This window comes from Ralstonia mannitolilytica, from assembly GCF_905397375.1.
Taxonomy (GTDB): domain Bacteria; phylum Pseudomonadota; class Gammaproteobacteria; order Burkholderiales; family Burkholderiaceae; genus Ralstonia; species Ralstonia mannitolilytica.
Genome location: NZ_CAJPVG010000011.1, coordinates 1 through 17,933, shown reverse-complemented (window position 1 = coordinate 17,933; position 17,933 = coordinate 1). Strand labels below are relative to the sequence as shown.

Annotated in this window: 22 protein-coding genes; 3 read left to right on the top strand and 19 right to left on the bottom strand. The window is 67.4% G+C overall.

Annotation, left to right across the window (positions count from 1 at the left end; translation table 11 throughout):
• Nucleotide 1: 1 nt before the first annotated feature.
• From KHN96_RS18260 to KHN96_RS18235, 6 genes are read right to left on the bottom strand one after another with little or no spacing between them, the layout of a single operon-like run.
• On the bottom strand, nucleotides 2-379 hold the full coding sequence (locus tag KHN96_RS18260) for a head decoration protein (protein ID WP_115044193.1): 378 nt from the start codon (nucleotides 377-379) through the stop codon (nucleotides 2-4).
• A 1-nt stretch (nucleotide 380) separates the two neighbouring features.
• The gene (locus tag KHN96_RS18255; RefSeq protein ID WP_115044195.1) at nucleotides 381-1,613 is read right to left on the bottom strand and encodes a S49 family peptidase; all 1,233 of its coding nucleotides are present in this window, start codon (nucleotides 1,611-1,613) and stop codon (nucleotides 381-383) included.
• A gap of 22 nt (nucleotides 1,614-1,635) precedes the next feature.
• Nucleotides 1,636-3,159: a phage portal protein gene (locus KHN96_RS18250; RefSeq protein ID WP_115044197.1), complete on the bottom strand. Its 1,524-nt coding sequence runs from the start codon at nucleotides 3,157-3,159 to the stop codon at nucleotides 1,636-1,638.
• A 1-nt stretch (nucleotide 3,160) separates the two neighbouring features.
• Nucleotides 3,161-3,367 (bottom strand): phage head-tail joining protein, encoded by a 207-nt coding sequence (locus KHN96_RS18245; protein WP_115044199.1) that lies wholly within the window; start codon nucleotides 3,365-3,367, stop codon nucleotides 3,161-3,163.
• A 10-nt stretch (nucleotides 3,368-3,377) separates the two neighbouring features.
• Entirely contained in the window at nucleotides 3,378-5,348 is a 1,971-nt protein-coding gene (locus KHN96_RS18240) for a phage terminase large subunit family protein (protein WP_115044200.1), read from the bottom strand.
• A gap of 10 nt (nucleotides 5,349-5,358) precedes the next feature.
• Entirely contained in the window at nucleotides 5,359-5,886 is a 528-nt protein-coding gene (locus KHN96_RS18235; RefSeq protein ID WP_115044426.1) for an elements of external origin, read from the bottom strand.
• Nucleotides 5,887-6,004: 118 nt separating this feature from the next.
• On the opposite strand from KHN96_RS18235, the gene KHN96_RS18230 reads away from it, so the two are divergent.
• The 3 genes from KHN96_RS18230 (at nucleotide 6,005) to KHN96_RS18220 (ending at nucleotide 7,354) form a co-directional block, all read left to right on the top strand.
• Nucleotides 6,005-6,271: a hypothetical protein gene (locus KHN96_RS18230; protein WP_115044202.1), complete on the top strand. Its 267-nt coding sequence runs from the start codon at nucleotides 6,005-6,007 to the stop codon at nucleotides 6,269-6,271.
• A gap of 89 nt (nucleotides 6,272-6,360) precedes the next feature.
• The gene (locus tag KHN96_RS18225) at nucleotides 6,361-6,891 is read left to right on the top strand and encodes a DUF3489 domain-containing protein (protein WP_115044204.1); all 531 of its coding nucleotides are present in this window, start codon (nucleotides 6,361-6,363) and stop codon (nucleotides 6,889-6,891) included.
• A gap of 97 nt (nucleotides 6,892-6,988) precedes the next feature.
• Nucleotides 6,989-7,354 (top strand): hypothetical protein, encoded by a 366-nt coding sequence (locus KHN96_RS18220; protein WP_115044206.1) that lies wholly within the window; start codon nucleotides 6,989-6,991, stop codon nucleotides 7,352-7,354.
• Here KHN96_RS18220 and KHN96_RS18215 read toward each other — a convergent pair.
• The 13 genes from KHN96_RS18215 to KHN96_RS18155 all read right to left on the bottom strand — a co-directional run.
• Entirely contained in the window at nucleotides 7,318-8,586 is a 1,269-nt protein-coding gene (locus KHN96_RS18215) for a site-specific DNA-methyltransferase (RefSeq protein ID WP_115044208.1), read from the bottom strand. The genes KHN96_RS18220 and KHN96_RS18215 overlap by 37 nt on opposite strands.
• Complete coding sequence (locus KHN96_RS18210; protein ID WP_115044428.1) at nucleotides 8,583-10,007, bottom strand: site-specific DNA-methyltransferase; 1,425 nt, start codon at nucleotides 10,005-10,007, stop codon at nucleotides 8,583-8,585. The genes KHN96_RS18215 and KHN96_RS18210 overlap by 4 nt, the downstream gene beginning before the upstream one ends.
• 329 nt (nucleotides 10,008-10,336) lie before the next feature.
• Nucleotides 10,337-10,735 (bottom strand): DUF6362 family protein, encoded by a 399-nt coding sequence (locus KHN96_RS18205; protein WP_060784899.1) that lies wholly within the window; start codon nucleotides 10,733-10,735, stop codon nucleotides 10,337-10,339.
• Complete coding sequence (locus tag KHN96_RS18200) at nucleotides 10,728-10,937, bottom strand: hypothetical protein (RefSeq protein ID WP_060784900.1); 210 nt, start codon at nucleotides 10,935-10,937, stop codon at nucleotides 10,728-10,730. The genes KHN96_RS18205 and KHN96_RS18200 overlap by 8 nt, the downstream gene beginning before the upstream one ends.
• Before the next feature lies 1 nt (nucleotide 10,938).
• Complete coding sequence (locus KHN96_RS18195) at nucleotides 10,939-11,409, bottom strand: crossover junction endodeoxyribonuclease RuvC (protein ID WP_115044209.1); 471 nt, start codon at nucleotides 11,407-11,409, stop codon at nucleotides 10,939-10,941.
• 142 nt (nucleotides 11,410-11,551) lie between these two features.
• Nucleotides 11,552-13,834, bottom strand: a complete 2,283-nt coding sequence (locus KHN96_RS18190; protein WP_115044211.1) for a phage/plasmid primase, P4 family — start codon at nucleotides 13,832-13,834, stop codon at nucleotides 11,552-11,554.
• Nucleotides 13,827-14,054, bottom strand: a complete 228-nt coding sequence (locus KHN96_RS18185; protein ID WP_105793850.1) for a helix-turn-helix domain-containing protein — start codon at nucleotides 14,052-14,054, stop codon at nucleotides 13,827-13,829. Before KHN96_RS18185 ends, KHN96_RS18190 begins: the two co-directional genes overlap by 8 nt.
• On the bottom strand, nucleotides 14,051-14,788 hold the full coding sequence (locus KHN96_RS18180) for a hypothetical protein (RefSeq protein WP_115044212.1): 738 nt from the start codon (nucleotides 14,786-14,788) through the stop codon (nucleotides 14,051-14,053). The genes KHN96_RS18185 and KHN96_RS18180 overlap by 4 nt, the downstream gene beginning before the upstream one ends.
• Nucleotides 14,785-15,261: a DUF6511 domain-containing protein gene (locus KHN96_RS18175; RefSeq protein ID WP_115044214.1), complete on the bottom strand. Its 477-nt coding sequence runs from the start codon at nucleotides 15,259-15,261 to the stop codon at nucleotides 14,785-14,787. The genes KHN96_RS18180 and KHN96_RS18175 overlap by 4 nt, the downstream gene beginning before the upstream one ends.
• A gap of 9 nt (nucleotides 15,262-15,270) precedes the next feature.
• Nucleotides 15,271-15,903 carry a hypothetical protein gene (locus tag KHN96_RS18170; RefSeq protein ID WP_115044216.1) on the bottom strand — a complete coding sequence of 211 codons (633 nt, stop codon included), beginning with the start codon at nucleotides 15,901-15,903 and terminating at the stop codon, nucleotides 15,271-15,273.
• Between the two features lie 3 nt (nucleotides 15,904-15,906).
• A complete protein-coding gene (locus KHN96_RS18165; RefSeq protein WP_181817653.1) occupies nucleotides 15,907-16,725 on the bottom strand; it encodes an ATP-binding protein in 819 nt (272 codons plus the stop codon).
• Nucleotides 16,725-17,498: a BRO-N domain-containing protein gene (locus tag KHN96_RS18160; protein ID WP_115044219.1), complete on the bottom strand. Its 774-nt coding sequence runs from the start codon at nucleotides 17,496-17,498 to the stop codon at nucleotides 16,725-16,727. The genes KHN96_RS18165 and KHN96_RS18160 overlap by 1 nt, the downstream gene beginning before the upstream one ends.
• A 3-nt stretch (nucleotides 17,499-17,501) precedes the next feature.
• On the bottom strand, nucleotides 17,502-17,933 hold a 432-nt coding region (locus KHN96_RS18155), incomplete at its 5' end, for a hypothetical protein (protein ID WP_211888727.1).

The window sequence follows — 17,933 nt, the reverse complement described above, 5'->3', positions numbered from 1 at the left end:
GTCAGGCTCCTTGACGGACGAGCACGCCCAGCGCCTTGAGCTGCGCAATGGCGGTGAGTTGTTCAGCAGTGGTGATGGCGTCGGGCCACGCGAGTGCGTGGTTGGCGACGATGGCGTGGCGCGCGACGACGAGGCCGTCATCACGGTCGATCAATGCCGCGTCGCAGGCTTGCAGCAGCACGCCTGCGGCGACCTGCGTACCGTCCTCGGCGGACGGATCGAGCTGCTTGTACTTGCCGGTGGCGGTGACGATGCCGACGACGGTGCCGAGCGGCAGGTTCTGACCGGAAGCGACCGTGACGCGGTCGCGCGAGTAGAGGTTCGGCGCTTCGTACTTGAGCAGGTCGCCCAGATTCAGCGGTTCGGCGAGAACGGACATTTCAGAACTCCTTCTTGGTGGACTGCGCCGCGAGCTGCTTGGCCGCGTCGATCAGCGGATTGCTGGCCGCAGGGCGCGCGGCATCGGGCGCAATGCGGCTGACGATTTCGGGACTGGCCTCGGCCTGCGCCGCGAGCAGTCGGCTGCGCACCGTGGCGGGTGCGGTATTGGTTTCGAGGAAGCCCGCGATCAGGTCGGCGCGACCGGCGAGCGTGCAGGTCTGCGCGATCTCGATGGCGTCGGCCACGCTCAACGTGGTGGCGGCGGACGGTTGAGGAGAACTGCCAGCGGGATCGGCAAGAGGCCGATCAAGAGCAGCGGGGTCGGATCGTTCATTCATGGAAGACTCCATCTGGTGGTTGCGAAGAAGGCCCGCTTGGCTGGCCGGAGCCACCAGAGTCGGGAGTGGGGAAAGCGATTGCGTGAGCTGGGTGAGCGCGTCGTCGAAGCCGCCGACGGCGTCGGCCAATCCAGCGGCGACGGCGTCCGGGCCAAAGAACAAACCCGCTTCGGTGGCGCGCACGGCGTCGGCGTCGAGTCCGCGATGGCGCGCGACCGTCACGACGAACAGGTCGTAGACGCGATGCACCTCGGCCTTGAGCACCGCGTGCGCTTCGTCGGAGATCGGCTCGTGCGGGTTGAGGTCGTTCTTGCGCTCACCCGCGAACACGGCGGTGTAACGAACGCCGTCCTTCGCGTCCTTCACTGACTGATCGACGTGCATGGCGATGACGCCAATCGAACCGACGCCACCGGTGCGCGCGACGAACACGCGGGTGGCGGCGGACGCCAGAGCGTAGGCGGCCGAGAAGGCCATGTCGTTGGCCACGGCCCAGACCGGCTTCACCTGCGCCGCCGCGCGAATGCGGTCGGCCAGATCGAACACGCCGCCGGATTCGCCGCCGGGCGAATCGACGTCGAGCAGGATGGCCGCGACCTCGGGGCTGGCCAGCGCGGCGTCTAGTTGCGCGGCGATGCCGGAATAGCTGGCGAGGCCCGACTCGGCCTCGATGCCAGAGGTACGTCGCACCAGCGTGCCGTGGATCGGGATGACGGCTACCTTGCCGTTGACGGGCGTCGGCGCCCGCGCCGCAGGTGTGTAACCCACGGGCGCGGCGAGATCGGCGAGGCCGATGCGCGCGCCGAGCACGGAGAGGATGATGTCGAGTTTCGGGCGATGGATCGCCAGCGGCACGCCGAACAGGCGCGCCGCCAGATGGGGCAGCACGGTCATGGGAATCCTTCGGGGAAAGCGGTCAGGCGGAGGAGTCGCCGCCGGTGGCGTCGGGCGCGGCGTTGCGGTTGGGTTCCGCCCCATCACGCACATTCGCGCCGTCCTTCGACGTGTAGCGAGGGTCGGAATCGAAGATCAGGCCGAGGTCGTCGGCGCGCTTGTTGTCGGCGGCGATCTCGCGGTCGACGTCTTCGGCGTCGTAGCCGTTGGCCGAGATGGCTTCCGAGCGGCTCATCAGGCCCGCACGGATCGCCAGCAGCATGGCCTTGTATTCCTTCTCGGGATCGACCCACTGCCAGCCCTGCGGAATCCACTTCACGGCGAGGTACTGGCGGCGGCGCGCCGGCCCACCGCGCGCGAAACCCGGGGCTTCGAGCGCACCCGCGAGCACGGCCTGCTTCATCCACGTCGCCCACACCGGGCGACACATCTGATGGACCAGCACCGAGTGCTGCACCATCTCGCAGCGGCGGCGGAACTCAAGCAGTCCGGCGCGGATGGACGAGTAGTTCACGCCCGTCAGGTCGCCGGTCAGTTGCTCGTAGGTGATGCCGATGGCGGCGGCGACCGCGCGGAACTGCGTGCGCAGGAACTCCGAATACGAGCCGCCCACGTCCGCCGGATCGGAGAACTTGATGTCCTCGCCCGGCTCCAGAATCTGCAGCGTGCCCGGCTCCAGCCCGGCGAGCGCGATGCCGTCGCCATCTGCCGGGCCTTCGCCCATCAGGTTGTCCTCGGGGTTCTGGCGCGTGACGAAGCCCGCGAACATCGCGGCGGTCTTCTTGCGCACCAGTTCGGCGTCGTCGTACTGGTCGAGTTCGTTGAGCTTGACCAGCGCGCGCGACAGCCACGGCTCGCCGCGGATCTGGCCGGGACGCAGCACGCGGTAGAGGTGGATGACCTCGCGCGCGTCCACGCGCACGGTCTCCATCCCGCCCTGGCCAGACATCGGCGCGAGCCGACCATCCTCCGGATGCGAGCGGTACAAGTGATAGGCCACACGGCGGCCCAGTGCATCGAACTCGATGCCCGAGCGCACCACGTTGCCGGAGGGCAGATCGGTGTTGAGGTAGATCGGCAGGTGCTCCGACTCCAGCAGTTGAAGCTGCAAGGGCACGGCCAATCCATCCTCGACACGGCGCGGTCGCAACCGGATCAGGCATTCGCCGCCTTCGAGCATCGAGCGGCAGGCCAAGGCTTGCAGGCCGTAGAAATCGGTCTGGCCCGCCGCGTCGGCTTCCTCCGTCCAGTCGCGCCACAGCGCCTGCACGTCGGCCTTGAACTGCTCGTCGCCCGACAGGCTCTGCGGCTTGATGCCGGTGCCGACGGCGTTGGCGACGAAGGCGTCGAGCGCGGCCTGCGCCCACGCATTGCGACGCACGAGGTCGCGGCTTTTGATGCGCAGGTCGGTGTGGGTCGCCAGCATCGCGGCGACTGCGCCGGGATTGCCGGGCATCCATGCCAGCGAGCGTCGGCCACGGCCAGCGGCCTCATGCACCGGCGACGCGCCGAACAAGCGGCGAACGGTTTGCGCGAACCACGCCACTTCAGAATCCCTTGTCCGTGGTGACGCGGATCTGGCGCGTGGCGCTACGACCGACGTTGCGCGCAAGTTCCGCTTCGACGGTGCGAATGGCGACCTGCAGTTCTTCGACCGAGCGGTACTCGACCGTCTTGTCGCCGAAGCTCACGCGGCGCTCGCCAGTGGCCAGCGCGCGCTTGAGCACATCGAGTTGGGTGGTGGTGTAGGTCAAAGGTCTTCTCTCATCGCGTCAACCAGCGGCTCTTGATCACGCGCCGGCCGCCATTGCGGGTGCCAGAAACAGAAAGGCCACCGCTGTGGGTGGCCTCGTCGGGATGTGTCGGTTCGAGCGGCGGTGATTCGTCCGGTGGACGCTCCATGCCGAGTTGCCGCTCCAATTCACGCCAGTGGCGCTCCTCGAAGCGATCCAGCCCTGCTGCCGCTGCGGCGGCGCGGGCGTAGACGTAGCAGTCGAGCGCCTCGTTGCGCTCGCGCATCTTTTGCCATTCGCGCACGGGGAAGCCGTTGCGGTCGCGGCGGGTGATCAGTTGTTCGGCGCAGAGCTGCTGGATGAACTCCGCGTCGATCTTGGGCAGGTGGACGAAGCCTGCGGGGAACGTCGAGGTGACGCCGTCCTCGCCGACGTTGGCCGCCTTGCGCAGGTTGTTGTAAAGCTCCAGCTTGGCGATGCCGACCGCGACGGTGAATACCTTGATGCCACGGCGCAGCTTCTTCCCGTCGCGCGAGACATCGACCGCAGTCGGCGTGCCGATCAGCGCCGCGCCGCGCGATGCGCCCTTGACGGCCATCACGCGTGCATCGCGGCAGGCGCGCACGAAGGCGTAGGCTTCCTGCGTCGCAAAGCCGGTGTCCAGCGCGAAGCGTGCCAGCGGCATCGCCGCACCCGTGGCGTGCGTCCAGGTTTCGTCGAGCATCTCGGCGAGCCGTTTCCACACCTGCTCGCGCGCTGTGTCGCCCATCAGCACGCGGTGCTCGACGAGCCATGCTTCCTTACCGCGTCCGAACGCCCAGACCGAGGCTTCGATGCGATCCTTCTGCACGTCCGCGCCGCCCACGAGCAGCAAGCCGCCCAGTGGCACGCTGCCGATGCGGTAGTCCTCGCGGCGTTCGACCAGCCGCTGCCAGTCGGGCGCTTCGCCTTCCTCGACCCACGTCTCGCCGAGTTCGGTGTTCTTGAAGGTCTTGATCGCCGCCGCCGAGCCGGACTCCTTGTTGACGGCGGCCTCCCACGCGGCGGCGATGTCGCGCCACGCGCGCCAGCCCACCGGGCTGTAGAGCGAGGACAGGTGAAAGCCCGCCGTGCGCGGCGCACCGTCCTCGACCATCGCGCGCCACTCGCCGTGTTCGAGCATCCACGTCTTGTGGTGCTCCGCAATCGCGGTGTCGCAGGATTCGCAGACATAGGCCGCCGTCTCCGGCGCGCCCTTGTCCCAGCGCAACTGCTCGAAGCGCAGCCACTGCCGGTGCGAGCAATGCGGGCACGGCACGAAGTAGCGGCGCTGGTCGCTGGCCTCGTACTCGCGCTCGATGGCCGATGCGCCCGAGATCGTCGGCGTGGAAACGATGAAGATCTTCCGGCGCGCGAAGGTGCGCGTGCGCGCCTCCGCCAGCGAGATCGCGTCGCCTTCGCCCTCGACGTCCAGCGGGTAGCCGTCCACCTCGTCGAGGAACAGGTAGCGCACCGGCATCGAGCGCAGGCCGACCGCGCTGTTCGCGCCGGTCATCACCAGCACGCCGCCGCGAAACTCCTTGGCCAGAATCGTGTTGCCCGAATCGCGCGAGCGAGCCGGAGCGATCAGCTCGGCCAGCACGCCCGATTCCTCGATCAGCGGGTCGATGCGCTGCTTGGAGTTGCGCTTGGCCATCTCGACCGTTGGCCAGACCGCCATCATCGGGCCCGGCGCATGGTGGATGACGTAGCCGACCCAGTTCGATCCCATCTCGGTCGCGCCGAGCTGGGCAGCCTTCATGAACACCACGCGCTCGACCGGCGAGGTCGGGGACAGGCAATCCATGATGGCCTTCAGGTACGGCGTGCGGATGGTGCGCCAGCGGCCCGGTTCGGCGGATGCCTTGCTGGAGAGCATCCGATGCCGATCCGACCATTCGGACACCGTGAGCAGCGGATCGGGCGTCAAGCCTTCGCGCCACGCGCGTTCGATTTCGGCTGCGCCTTCGTAATCGACGTCCATTTGTTCCTGTTCAGTCCACGCGCGGGCGCAGATCGCCAAGTTCCTGCAAGTGCTCGCGCACGGCGGCCTCGAGCGCGACATGCATCGTGTGCGGGGCGACCCCGAGCTTGGCCGCCATCTGCGCGGAGATGCGAGCGGGCCAGTTCAGCCACGCATCGCGCTCGGAGCGCGCCAGCTTGAAGACATGGGCGATGGCCTGCGGCCGATCCACCAGCTCGCCCTTGAGCCGGGCCAGCCGCACCTTGTTCGTCTGCGCCTTGACCACCTCGTTGACCGTGCGCGCCTGAAGCAGCGACGCACCGCCAGCAGGAAGGGCGGCGGGACCGTCGCCACCGCCTTCCGGTACGGCGACCTTCGTGGCCTTGGCGCGCGTCCCCGCCTTGGGAGCATCCGAGTTGCGTGCCCACTCCCGATCCGCGCGGTCGGCGTCGATGGTGCCGTCAGCTTCCGGCGTGATGCGCCCAGACCGGATGGCCTTGTGAACAGCGGTGTCGGTTACGCCCCGGTGGCGGGCGTAAGCGCGTATCGAGATGCCCATTTTGAGAACCAGCGGCCCCTTCATTCATTTGTTCGTCATTCCCCCGGAATCAGCTTGGCTTCTCTCTGGAACAGCGCGTTCATCACGACGTCGCCAACAACGTTTCAGGAGTCACCAGATGAACACCACAGCCATCGATTCACTCGGACAAAAGCTCGGACAAGCGGCCCTGACTGCATTCGTCCGGATCTGTCCCGAAGTGCGCGGCGCATCCAACGATCAGCTCGACGTGGCGTGCGCGGCGATGCGTGCGAAGTCCAAACAGGTCGTCGACGAACTATTGGCCGATGCCAAGGACGCCCCTTGGATCGCCGAAGTCACCTTCCAAGCAGCGGTCTTGACCCTGGCCCAAGAAGGCGCGCGGGCCTTGCGCGCCAGCAACTGACGCGGCGAAGGCAAGCAGAAAGTGCTTGGCTTCACTGCCGAACAGCGCGTTCATCACGTCACCCATCAACCACCCCGAAGGAGCAGCAAATGACCACCAGCCAACTGACCCCGGCCCAGCACGCGATCCTGGCCTACGCCCTCGAACACACCGGCGGCAAGATCGACTGGTTCCCTGACAACATCAAAGGCGGCGCACGCAAGAAGGTGCTCGACGGCCTGTTCAACCGCGCCCTGATCACCACCGACGGCAACGACTGGTTCGTCGCCGCCGAGGGCTACGACGCGATGGGTCGCGCCCGTCCCGCGCCCGAATCCGCCCCCGCGCCCCTGGACGCCGACCCGGAGATCGAGGCCGCCGTGACGGCCGCCGAGGCCGAGTGGGCCCAGGACAAGACCACGCAGGCCAAGCCGCGCACCCGCGAAAACAGCAAGCAGGCCGAAGTCATCCGGATGCTGCAGCGCGCAGAGGGCGCGACGGTGCGCCAGATCTGCGACGCCACGGGCTGGCAGGCGCACACGGTGCGCGGCACCTTCGCCGGAGCCTTCAAGAAGAAACTCGGCCTGACCATCGTCTCGGACAAGGCTCAGGGCAGCGAGCGGGTCTACCGCATCGCTTGATCAGAAAGATCGAGAAAGAGGCCAAGCGGCGCTTGGCTTCTCAATCGAACTGCGCGTTACTACGGACGTCGCAACGATCAACCCGAAGGAGCCCGAGATGACCACCAACCAGATCCCTGCCACCCAGAACGAAGCCTGGGGCTTTTGGGGCACGATGAACGAGCACGCCAGCGCTGCGTGGCCCTTGGCGATGAACGCCATTTCGGACGCCACCGGCCAGCCCCTAGAATCGGTGCGGATCTTCCTCGACAGCCGACACGGCCGCCACTTTGCCGACGAGGTTCAGAACGGGCTGTACCGGGGCCAGACCTTGGCGGACGCGATCAACGCCGCCACCCGACAGTGGATGGGCTGGACGATTGGACGCCAGACCAGCAAGCAATACGGCATCCCGCGCGGTCTGCCCTACCTGACGGGCTTCGTGATTCACTGCGAGATCACCGACGAGTCGCTGGCCACCTGATCGAACGCCATGCCATCCGCCTCGCGGGCGGCTTGCTTGCCGGTCCAGTCCTGCCAGCGGCGCACGATCACATCGACGTACTTGGGGTCGAGTTCGATCAGCCGCGCCAGCCGCCCTGATTTCTCGGCGGCGATCAGCGTCGTGCCGGAGCCACCGAACGGGTCGAGCACCACGTTGCCGGGACGGCTGGAATTGCGGATCGCCCGCTCAACCAACTCCACCGGCTTCATCGTCGGATGCAGGTCGTTCTTCTGCGGCTTCTTGATGTTCCAGACGTCGCCCTGGTCGCGGTCTCCGCACCAGTGGCGCTGCGCGCCCTCGGGCCATCCGTACAGGATCGGCTCGTACTGGCGCTGGTAGTCAGCGCGGCCCAGCGTGAAAGTGTTCTTCGCCCAGATGATGAAGGTCGACCAGTGACCACCGGCAGCGCGGAACGCCGCCTGCAACACATCCAGTTCGCTGGACGACATCGCCACGTAGACGCCACCCCTGCAATTGGCGATGGTCGGCGTCAGCGCCGCCAGCAAGAAGTCGTAGAAGCCGTCGCCCAGGTTGTCGTTCAGGATCGCGCGGTCCTTGCCGCGCATCTTGTCCTTGGCGCTGTTGGCATAGTTCACGTTGTACGGCGGGTCGGTGAACACCATGTCCACCTGCTCGCCGTCCAGCACGCGCTCGTAGCTTTCGGCCAGGATGGAGTCGCCGCACAGTAGGCGATGACCACCGAGCAGCCAGACGTCGCCCGGGCGCGAGACCGGCGTCTCGGCCACCTCGGGCACGGCATCGTCGTCGGACTGACCTTCGCCCTCCGGCTCGTCGCCCGCCATCAAATCGGCCAGCGCATCGGCATCGAAGCCGGTCAACGACAGGTCGAAGTCATCGTCCTGCAGGGCCGCGATCTCGATGCGCAGCATCGCATCATCCCAGCCCGCGTTCTCGGCAATGCGGTTGTCTGCGATGACCAGCGCCCGGCGCTGGGTGGGGCTCAGGTGATCGAGCACGACCACCGGCACGATCTCCAAGCCCAGCTTCTGGGCAGCGGCGAGCCGACCGTGCCCGGCGACGATCACGCCGTCGCTACCCGCCAGGATCGGATTGGTGAAGCCGAACTCAGCAATCGAGGCGGCGATCTGCGCCACCTGTTCATCCGAGTGGGTGCGCGCGTTGCGGGCGTAGGGCAGCAGTTTGTCCGTTGGCCACTGCTCGATCTTGTCGGCCAACCAGGATGCGTTCATTGCACGGCCTCCGTGGTGGCCAGACGTTCCTTGGCAACGTCGTCGAAGGACTGGCCCGTGGCCAGCAGCGTGATGGGCACGCCGGGATGGTTCTGGCGGAAGCGCTTGATGGCGACATCGACGTACTCCGGCGCGATCTCGACCGTGCGACAGATCCGACCGGTGCGCTCTGTAGCCAGCATCGTCGTGCCGCTGCCACCGAAGGGCTCGAACACGATGTCGCCCGAATCGGTGTAGGCCTCGATGACGAACTCCGGCAGCGCGACCGGGAACACGGCCGGGTGGTCGATGTCCTGCCCGATCTTGCCCTTGTGGCGCATCACACGGATCACCGAGTCGGGAATGCGGGTGTCCTGTGTCGGCTGGCCCTTGTGCGTCCAGCCGCCCACCTCGCCATCCTTGCCGCGCATGGCCGTGGACGACCCGTCAGCACGCAGGTGCGATTCCTGGCCAGCATGCTTGCACGGCACGATCTTGTTCGGCTTGCGGCTCTGGCGGTTGAAGTGAAAAACGAATTCGAAGCTCGGCGCGAAGCGGCCCGCCCAGTCGCCGGGCATGCCCGGGCCCTGATCCCAGACGTACCACGCGAAACGCCGCCAGCCCTGCTGGCGCATCCAACCGAGCCACGCATCCCAATACGGGATGACCTCGTTGTCGCGGTGGATCAGCCCGAGGTTGACCAGCACCTGGCCATCCTGAGCCATCGGCAGATGGGCGAACACGCCGCGCATCAGGCCATCCCAGTCGGCGATGCCGCCCGAGGTGTAGTCACGCTGATTGCCGTAAGGCGGTGAGGTGAAGCACAGGCGAGCCATGTCGCCGCCTTGCATCAGCGTGCCGACCACGGCACGGTCGGTCGCGTCGCCGCAGATCAGGCGATGCTGGCCGATGGCCCAGACATCGCCGGTGCGCGACACCGGCACCACGGGTGCATCCGGCACGTCGTCAGCGGCGTCCGGTTCGTCGCCGTCCGTTGCGTCCTGCTGCTCCTGGTCGGCCTCATCGGAGACCACGTCGTCGGCGAGCAGTGCCTCGATCTCGGCATCCTCGAAACCGGTCAGCCCAAGGTCGTACCCGGCCTCGGACAGCTCGGCCAGTTCCAGCGCCAGTAGTTCCCCGTTCCAGCCCGCATCGAGCGCCAGCCGGTTGTCGGAGATGACGTAGGCGCGCTTCTGCGTCGGCGACAGGTGCGCCAGTTCGATGACCGGCACCCGATCCAGTCCCAACTTGCGCGCGGCAGCCAAACGGCCGTGGCCCGCGATGATGCCGTTGTCGCCGTCCACCAGCACCGGGTTCGTCCAGCCGTACTCGACGATGCTGGCCGCGATCTTGGCCACCTGCTCGTCGGTGTGCGTGCGCGGGTTGCGGGCGTAGGGAATCAGCGCCTCGACCTTGCGGTACTCGACGTTGAGCGTGTTCAGAATCGGTTCCTCGAAAAAGAAAACCCGCCGACGGAAAACCGCGGGCGGGCTCGTGATGGCTGCGGACTGGTGCGGGTGCAAACTGCAAACCCTGCAAACCTTGGTTTGCAGTCGGACGCTAGGCGAATGCCGCGCTCGCGCCCCCCGCATTGCGATTCGGGAAGGAAGGACCCCTTTTGCCTCGGGCCGCTCGCCGCGCCGTCACCGCTGTCCAGAAGATAGCTGAAATACTACCCCCGGATCGCCGAATCTGTTGCAGGGTCAAAAACCGCTCACTACCGCCGATGCCCGCGCATTGCCGACCGGGCGCGCCAAATCACGCCAAATCCCTACGCAGTGACGACGCCATTGAGCTGGTCGGCGACCGTCTGCAAGGCGCGCTGCCAGCGCCGCCAGGCCGTCGTGCGGTCGCAGGCGAAGCGGATGGTGATGTCGCGCCAGCCGTATCGCTTGGCGCGCATCCACACGAGGTGGCGCTGCTCGACCTCCAGCCACTGCACCCACTTCATCGTCTCCAGCATCCGCTCGATGGCGTCCGGCGTCGGAGGGAACGGGCGATAGACCGTCTCGTCGGCCGCGAACGCCTCCCACTCTTTGCGCACGATGATCGGCCACGTGTTGAAGTAGCCCTGCACACGCACGGGCGGCAGGCGTCGTCCGGTGCTGGCCGCCTCCTCGAAGCGCGCGGCCACGTCTTCGATTGTCCAAGCAGCATAACGGTCAGTCATGGCGTGCGCCTCCCTGTCCGTAGAGACGTTCGCCGATGCGCCGGACGAACTCGCGCTCGACGAAGTCCAAGCGTTCGTCGGCGGCGCTGACGACGAGGACGTGCTGGTCGCGCCAGCCGCGTTGCTTCATCGCTTCGAGGTCGGTGGTCTCGGGCTGGAGGCGGCCCAAGGGGCAGCGATAGGTGGGCGTCGGAATCTTCATCTCACGCCTCCTGTTCGAGATCGTGCTGTGCGATGGCCCAGTGCAGCAGCGCCAGTGCGTCGGCTTCGTTGTCGTCGCCCGGCGCGTGGCCGCGAGCGGTGACGGAGGCAATCACCTCGTCTTTGCCCGCGTTGCCTTTGCCGGTGGCGTGCTTCTTGATCGTGCCGACCGGCACGCCCTGGTATGGGATCTGGTGGTGCTCGCACCACGCGGTGAGCGTGGCGAGGAGGCCGCCGTAGGCGTGCGCCGCGTCGGTCGAGACGTGGCGGCGCACCTCCTCGAAGTGCAGCGTGTCGATGCCGTCGGCCACGGCCTTTAGTTCCGTGAGCCAACGCTTGAAGCGCAGGAAGCGCATGCCGCCGCCTTCGAAGCGTTGCGGCCGAAAGCTCTCGCTGCCGCTGGTGATGTTGCCGTCGCTGCCGCGCAGCGCCCAGCCGGTGGTGGTGCCCAAGTCGAGGGCGAGGATGGTCATGGATGCAGTCCTTGTTTGGTGAGGACTGACACATCGGACGGATCACATCGAAACTCCCCATGAGGTGCGCGCACGCGCACGCGCGCGTAGGAGTTACGACGTAGTCCGTCAAATCCGTCAGTCGGATATGTCGGCATGGCGGTTAGTTGTCGGCGTAAGGGGTGTAGGGGGGCGTGGGCGGATGCTTGAGGCCCACGCCACGGAAGCCGCGCAGGCCCGCCGTGTTGCGCCACTTCTCGACACCACGGGTGATGAGCAGATCGGAGAACCGCTTCTGTGAGCCGATGAACTCGCCAGCGGAATCGGCCCACTGCTTCCAGTCGTTGAACAACTCGGCGGTCAGCGACTTCGCGTTGGCTTCGCGCACGCAGCGTTCGTCGAGCCAGCGACCCAGTGCGTCCTCGGCCTCGAAATACTCCTCGGTCGCTTCGAGCACCTGCTGCGGCGGATCGAGCCGACCCAGACGCTGCCACTCCAGACAGCCCTGAACCGCCCACGCCAGGATGCCGTCGCGCTCGGCCAAGAGCTTCTGCTGGAGATGCGTGTCGCGGCGCTCAGGCGGCACGGTGATCGTGAACGGGATCAGGTGCAGCCGTCGCTTCATCGCTTCGTCGATGTTGCGGATGGCGGGCTTGTGGTTGCCCGCCACGACCAGCTTGAACTGCGGGAAGAACTCGAAGAAGTCCTGCCGCATGAAGCGCGCGGAGATCTTGTCGCCGCCGGTGAGGTTCTTGACCTTCGATTCCGCCCAGCGCCGCCCTTGCTCCGTCTCGATGGCGGACACGAAGCGCGCGCCGCGCAGGCCCGCCATGTCGGTCGGATGCCGGTCGGTGCGCGTCTCCATGAACGTGTCCATCGGCGCGTTGGTCGCGTAGTCGCCGAGGATCGTGGCCAGCGTGTTGACGAACACCGACTTGCCGTTCGCGCCCGTGCCGTACAGGAAGAACAGCGCGTGCTCCTGCGTCGATCCGGTGAGCGTGTAGCCCGCCATCCGTTGCAGGTAGGCTTGCAGCTCGGTGTCGTCGCCGGTGATTTCGACGAGGAACCGCCGCCAGATCGGGCAGTCGCCTCCTGGCGTGGCCGTGGTGATCTTGGTCATCCGGTCGGCGCGGTCGTGCGCACGCTGCCTGCCGGTCTTGAGATCGACCACGCCGCCGGGCGTGTTGAGCAGCCACGGATCGGCATCCCATTCGGCGGTGGTGGCCGCGTGCCTGCGATCCGCACGCGCCAGCCGTTCGACGCCGCCGACCGTGCCCGAGCTGGCCAGCTTGGCGGCGATCTTCGGGTTGTCGGCGTGGACGGCGGCGTGACGGCAGACGCTGCGGATCAGGTCGGTGGCCGCGAGCGTGTCCTCGGTGCGCCAGCGATGCCCATCCCACACCAGCCAGCGGCCCCACGCGGCGACGTAGCGCCAGTCGCGGTGGTAGCGCCGGGTGAAGGCCAGCGCCAGCGCATCCTCCGTGCCCCAGACCGATTCGTCGGTGCTGACGACCGGCTCGGCCTCAATGGCGACGTCGTGCATCTGGAGACGCGGGCCGTGGGTGAGGAAGGCCGCGACGTCGAAGCCCTCTATCACGGCGTCTGCCGCGTCCCAGCCGTCCGCCGCTTCCTCGGGCGGGTACAAGATGTGGCAGGTCTTCGCGCCCGCCGACAGGATGGCCTGAGCCGCTTGCGTCGCGTACTCCCAGCCCGGTTTGTCGCGGTCGGGCCAGATCAGCACGGCCTTGCCTGCCAGCGGCGACCAGTCGGTCTTCTCGACCGGCGCGTTCGCGCCGTGCATCGCCGTGGTCGCAACGATGTCTGCGTCGATCAGCGCCTGCGCGCATTTCTCGCCCTCGACCAGCACCACCAGCGATGCGCTGGTCATGCCCGGCTGGTTGTAGAGCGGGCGCGGATCGGGCGGAGCCATCTTGCGACGGCGCGCGTCCCACGGGCGGAACTCCTTCTTGCGGCCGGGCGGGTCGTAGCGGTAGACGACTGCGATCAGCTTGCCGGAGGCATCGAGGTAGTCCCACTTCGCGGTGGCCGGGCCGAGGTCGTCGACGGGTGCTTCCTTCTTCGATTTGCGCGCCGGTGTCGCCGGAGCGCGTCCGAGCAGTTCGGTCGCGGCATCGAGCACGCGCGGGAAATCGGCGTGGGCATCGATGCCGAGGTGCGCGGCGATCAGCGTGAAGATGTCGCCGCCGTCGCCGGTGGCTCGATCCGTCCACAAGCCTGCCTTGTCGCCGTCGAGCACGATCTCCAGGCTGTCGCCCGGGCTGCCGAGTACGTCGCCGGTGAGGAACTTGCCGCCGCGCTTTCTGCCTGCGGGGAACAGCGCGGCCAGCACTGAATCCAGCCGCGCGAGCAGTTCGGCGCGGATCGCTTCGCGTTCGGCGTCGAGGTCACGAGGAACAGGGGTCTGCGTGTCGTTGAAATCAAGCATCCGCAGCCTCCTCGCCGGAGGGCTGCTGCGCGACGATCCACGCTTCCAGTTCGTTGGGCTTGAAGCGGACGAGCTTGCCGACGCGGTAGTGCGGAATGCGGCGCTGCTGGCGTTCCTTGGCCTGCGAGAGCCAGTACGACGGCAAGTTGAACATCAGCGCGGCTTGGCGCACGTCGATCAGTTGCTCGCCAAGCACTTGATTCAAGGGTGTGTTGTTCATGTCGGCGTCCTCCAGCAGCGGTCTTGCCACGCGCACATGCGGCACTCGAAATGGGTGGGATCGTTGAAGCTTCGCGGTAGCAGATCACCGGCTTCGGTCGCGGAAATGACCTTGACCGCGCGGTCAGTCATGCGCTGCGCGAGCGCGGCATCGAAGGGCACCAGCTCGACGTAGATCTCCATCGAGTCGGCATTGATCGCCGTGAAGAGCGCCGGGTGCTCGTGCAGTTGCAGATGCGCCTGATACAGCGCCACCTGCGCTGCGTACACCGGCTTGGCCACCGCGAGGCCTTTCGTCTCTAACTCGCGCCACGACTTCCCGCCGAGGCACTTGTTCTCCCACAGCGCGGGATAGCGGAAGCCTTCCGGCCCGCCGACGATCACGCCATCGACGTGACCGCGCAGCCGACCCTGCGCGTCGGAGAAGCCGAACTGCCCGCCGTCGGGCTTGTGCGTGCGCAGGTCGAAACCCGCGTCGCGCAGCCACACCACCATGCAGTCCTCCATCACGTGGCCGCGCTCGAAGATGCGCAGCATCCGGCCTTCGGTGTCGCGCCCGTGATCGACCGGAGCCTTGGCGTACTCGAACTGCAAGGCGCGCTCGCAGGCCGCGCCCAGGCGCGACGCGCCGAGGTAGTCGCGCGCGGGCTGTTGCGCGCGGATGCGTTGCATGCCGAGATCGACCAGCGCCGTGATCTGGCCGGACAGGCTGGAGGAGGAGTTGAAGTCCATCATGGCTTCGCCTCCCAGAACTTGTCGTCCTCCAGATCGGCGAAGGGATTGGCCATCGGGTCGGGCGTCGGAGCCATGCCGCGCACGGGCGGAAACTTGGTCGCCTCGTGGTGCTCGACCATCGCCTCCGTGTAGCAGGTGACGATGGCGTCGATGACGCAGAGCGCCTCGGCTTCCGAGTAGTCGCCCAGCGGTTTGCCGAAGCCGATCTCGCCCGCTGCCTCGCCGAAGGCCTTGAGGCATTTGCGCATCGCGGCCAGTTCGACATCAGACGGATCGATCATGGCGACCTCCCCGATGCCGACGCGGCCTTCCTTCGCGCGCGTCCAGTTGCCGTAGAGCATGTGGAAGGCGTCCTGACAGCGGCGCGAGCAGAACACCCAGTCGATCACGTAGCGGCGCGGATCGGCGGTCTTGAACCGGCCATCGGTGTGGCCGTAGCCGCGCGCCTGTCGTTTGCAGACCCAGCATTTCATCGGCCTCCCTCACTGCGCCCAGGCGGGCTTGCCGGTTACCGGCGCGCGCAGCGGCGCGGCGGGTGCGGCATACGGGGCCGATGCGCTCACGGTCGCCGGAGCGCCGGAGGTGCCGCCACCGGTCTTGGCCTTGGGCGGCACGCCCATGAGCTTGGCGTACTCGGGGTGGTCAGGTTCGACCGCGAGCTTGATGACGTTGCGATCCAGACCCTTGGCGTCCTTCTCGACGTCCACACGGGCGAGGAACTCGATGCCGTCAAGCTCGTGGAAGCCCTGGATGCGCCGCGCGGCGGCGGCCTGCGGCCCGTTGTCCTGGGGATGGACGTTGCGGGCGCTGTTGAGGATCGCGCGCACGAAGCTGCGGCCCATCTGGCCCCAGGCCGGGCCCTTCGGGGAATGCAGGCCGATGTTGCTCCAGAGCTTGCGCCGGGCGTACTCACCCTCCAGCACCACGAACTCGGCCGCGAGATAGACCGAGCCGGTCTCGAAGCTCTGCGTGGCGTAGCCCCCGGTCCAGCCTTGGGCCGGGTCATCAAAGCCCCCGGGCTTGAGGGTCATGCGCACGCGGGCGAGCGTGCCCTTGGGGATGAGGTCGAAGCTTTGCTGCTGTTCGGCGTCGTTGAAATCGTTCCAGGCGGTCATGGTTTACTCCTTGGATGTCGGGATTCGAGTGGCGGCGGCGCACTTGTCGATCAGCGCGCGCAGGTTCGGCGGCTCCAGCAACTCGAGCTGGCCGCTTCGGTCCTTGGCCGGATAGCCGTAGGGGTTCACCGTGTGGCAGACGAAGGCGCGGTAGGACGATCCGTCCTCGGCCTTGATCTCGGCCAGCGTCACGACTTCATCGACGATGCCGGGCAGTTCCGCCGCGGTCTTGGCGCCCTCGATCTGCGGCACGAAGACCTTGCGGTTGAAGTCGTCCAAGCGCTCGTCGAGGATGGCCACGAACACCACGTGCTTGCCGCGCGCGTGCTGCAGGTGGGTCAGCGCCCCGATGAGCTCGGCGCCGAGCAGGCCGTAGGCGCCCCGGGTGTCGGGCTTGCCAGTGCGCTCGCTGTAGGCCTGCGGCTGGGTCTTGGCCCAGACGAGCGCCAGGCGCGCGAGTACCGTGATCGAGTCGACGAAGTAGGTGTCGTACTTCGCTAGTTGCGCGGGATCGCCGTAGCGCTCGCACACATGCCGGTAATGCGCCTCGGAGAACGGCGCATCCGCCGGCAGCGCCGGGTTCGGGCCGGCCAGGAACACCACGAGATCGCGGAACTCCGGCCAGGTGGTCGGGCGCACGCAGTCGCCGCGCCAGTCCTTGACGGCCAGATCCCCGGCCTCGAGGTCGACGAACAGGGTCGAGGCTTCGGGCAGGGTCTTGAGCTGGCTGGTCTTGCCGATGCCGCTCTTGCCCAGCAGCACGAGCTTGACGCCCTGCTTCTCGCGCAGCCGCTGGTCGGCGGTGATGATGGGAAGGACCATCACGCCACCTCCTTCAGCCGCGCCGCGACCGCCGGGTTCCAGAGGATCTGGTAGCCGCTGTGCCCGTTGCGCGAGTACGGCATCGCCTCGGCCCAGGCCTCGCCGGCTTCGGTCAGTTCCCACTCGTCGCGTTCGTTGCGGAACTGCAGGCCGTGTTGGGCCAGGCGCTGATTGGTGGCCTTGGCCGACAGGCCCAGCAGCCTGCCCAGCTGGGTGGCGTTGAGCGAGCAGATCGCCTCGTTCGCCGCAGTGTCCCGGGCAGGAAGGGCGCGGCGCAGCGTCTCGACCGCCAAGCCCGTGTTCTCCTGGATGCAGGAGAGCGTGGCCGCCATCGCGATGCCGGGTTTGACCCCCGGCACCTTGGCCACGGCCTCGCCGATCAGCAGCAGAGCGGCGACGCGGTCCTGGGTGGGTGCCGGCAGGGTCGGGCGTGCACTTGGCGCCGTGTAGCTGCCCGTCTTGCGGATCGCCGGCAGCACCTCGTGGGTGACCCAGCGCTTGAAGCGCTTGGCCTCGCGCTTGCGGCTGCCGAGGACCAGGCTGTACAGCCCGGGCTCGTTGACGACGTTGACCTGGTCATTGCCGCGCGAGATGCCCTGAATCGAGATCAGGGCTTGCTCGTCAGGGTCCAGCCGCGCCAGGGCGCGGGTGGTGTTCGGCAGTTCAAGAACCGCGCACACATCCGCCGCGACGAACCACGGTTCGCCTTGGGCATCCGTGACGACCCGGACCGGACGGCCTTCGAAATCAAACGGGATCAGTTCGGTGCTCATGGATCACTCCTCCGAGACGAGGGCCAGCCGGAACGTGGGCTTGCCGGGCTTGACGGTGCGGGCGGCCTCGAACCCGGCGCGCAGTGCCGGCGGCCAGTTGGAGAAGCGCGATTCCGAGACGGAGTACTCGACGTCGAGGTAGTCCTCGACCTTCTCGCCGGCGGCGGCGATGCGCCGGGCAATCGCCGCCAGTTGCGCCTGGTCCCAGGACACGCGCTTCGGGACATCGACCGTCACGCGCAGCGCACCGTCCTGCAGGTGCACGACGCCGAAGTCCTTGCCCGCCTCGAGGCGGGCAGCACGGGCCTGCTCGCCGTAGGCGGCCTCCAGCGCAGCGTCGAACTTGGCGCGGGCTTGCTTGAGCCAGGCGAGCGCTTCGTCGAGGTTGCGGCTGATCTGCGCCTTCTGGGCGGGCGGGAGTTGAGCCAGCTGGCC

What these genes read in the sequence shown, in the direction of transcription:
- KHN96_RS18260 (WP_115044193.1), bottom strand. Translation starts at nt 379, where the DNA reads ATGTCCGTTCTCGCCGAACCGCTGAATCTGGGCGACCTGCTCAAGTAC.
- KHN96_RS18185 (WP_105793850.1), bottom strand. Translation starts at nt 14,054, where the DNA reads ATGAACAACACACCCTTGAATCAAGTGCTTGGCGAGCAACTGATCGAC.
- KHN96_RS18195 (WP_115044209.1), bottom strand. Translation starts at nt 11,409, where the DNA reads ATGACCATCCTCGCCCTCGACTTGGGCACCACCACCGGCTGGGCGCTG.
- KHN96_RS18225 (WP_115044204.1), top strand. Translation starts at nt 6,361, where the DNA reads ATGACCACCAGCCAACTGACCCCGGCCCAGCACGCGATCCTGGCCTAC.
- KHN96_RS18240 (WP_115044200.1), bottom strand. Translation starts at nt 5,348, where the DNA reads ATGGACGTCGATTACGAAGGCGCAGCCGAAATCGAACGCGCGTGGCGC.
- KHN96_RS18165 (WP_181817653.1), bottom strand. Translation starts at nt 16,725, where the DNA reads ATGGTCCTTCCCATCATCACCGCCGACCAGCGGCTGCGCGAGAAGCAG.
- KHN96_RS18205 (WP_060784899.1), bottom strand. Translation starts at nt 10,735, where the DNA reads ATGACTGACCGTTATGCTGCTTGGACAATCGAAGACGTGGCCGCGCGC.
- KHN96_RS18215 (WP_115044208.1), bottom strand. Translation starts at nt 8,586, where the DNA reads ATGAACGCATCCTGGTTGGCCGACAAGATCGAGCAGTGGCCAACGGAC.
- KHN96_RS18160 (WP_115044219.1), bottom strand. Translation starts at nt 17,498, where the DNA reads ATGAGCACCGAACTGATCCCGTTTGATTTCGAAGGCCGTCCGGTCCGG.
- KHN96_RS18230 (WP_115044202.1), top strand. Translation starts at nt 6,005, where the DNA reads ATGAACACCACAGCCATCGATTCACTCGGACAAAAGCTCGGACAAGCG.
- KHN96_RS18170 (WP_115044216.1), bottom strand. Translation starts at nt 15,903, where the DNA reads ATGACCGCCTGGAACGATTTCAACGACGCCGAACAGCAGCAAAGCTTC.
- KHN96_RS18175 (WP_115044214.1), bottom strand. Translation starts at nt 15,261, where the DNA reads ATGAAATGCTGGGTCTGCAAACGACAGGCGCGCGGCTACGGCCACACC.
- KHN96_RS18180 (WP_115044212.1), bottom strand. Translation starts at nt 14,788, where the DNA reads ATGATGGACTTCAACTCCTCCTCCAGCCTGTCCGGCCAGATCACGGCG.
- KHN96_RS18190 (WP_115044211.1), bottom strand. Translation starts at nt 13,834, where the DNA reads ATGCTTGATTTCAACGACACGCAGACCCCTGTTCCTCGTGACCTCGAC.
- KHN96_RS18235 (WP_115044426.1), bottom strand. Translation starts at nt 5,886, where the DNA reads ATGGGCATCTCGATACGCGCTTACGCCCGCCACCGGGGCGTAACCGAC.
- KHN96_RS18200 (WP_060784900.1), bottom strand. Translation starts at nt 10,937, where the DNA reads ATGAAGATTCCGACGCCCACCTATCGCTGCCCCTTGGGCCGCCTCCAG.
- KHN96_RS18220 (WP_115044206.1), top strand. Translation starts at nt 6,989, where the DNA reads ATGACCACCAACCAGATCCCTGCCACCCAGAACGAAGCCTGGGGCTTT.
- KHN96_RS18255 (WP_115044195.1), bottom strand. Translation starts at nt 1,613, where the DNA reads ATGACCGTGCTGCCCCATCTGGCGGCGCGCCTGTTCGGCGTGCCGCTG.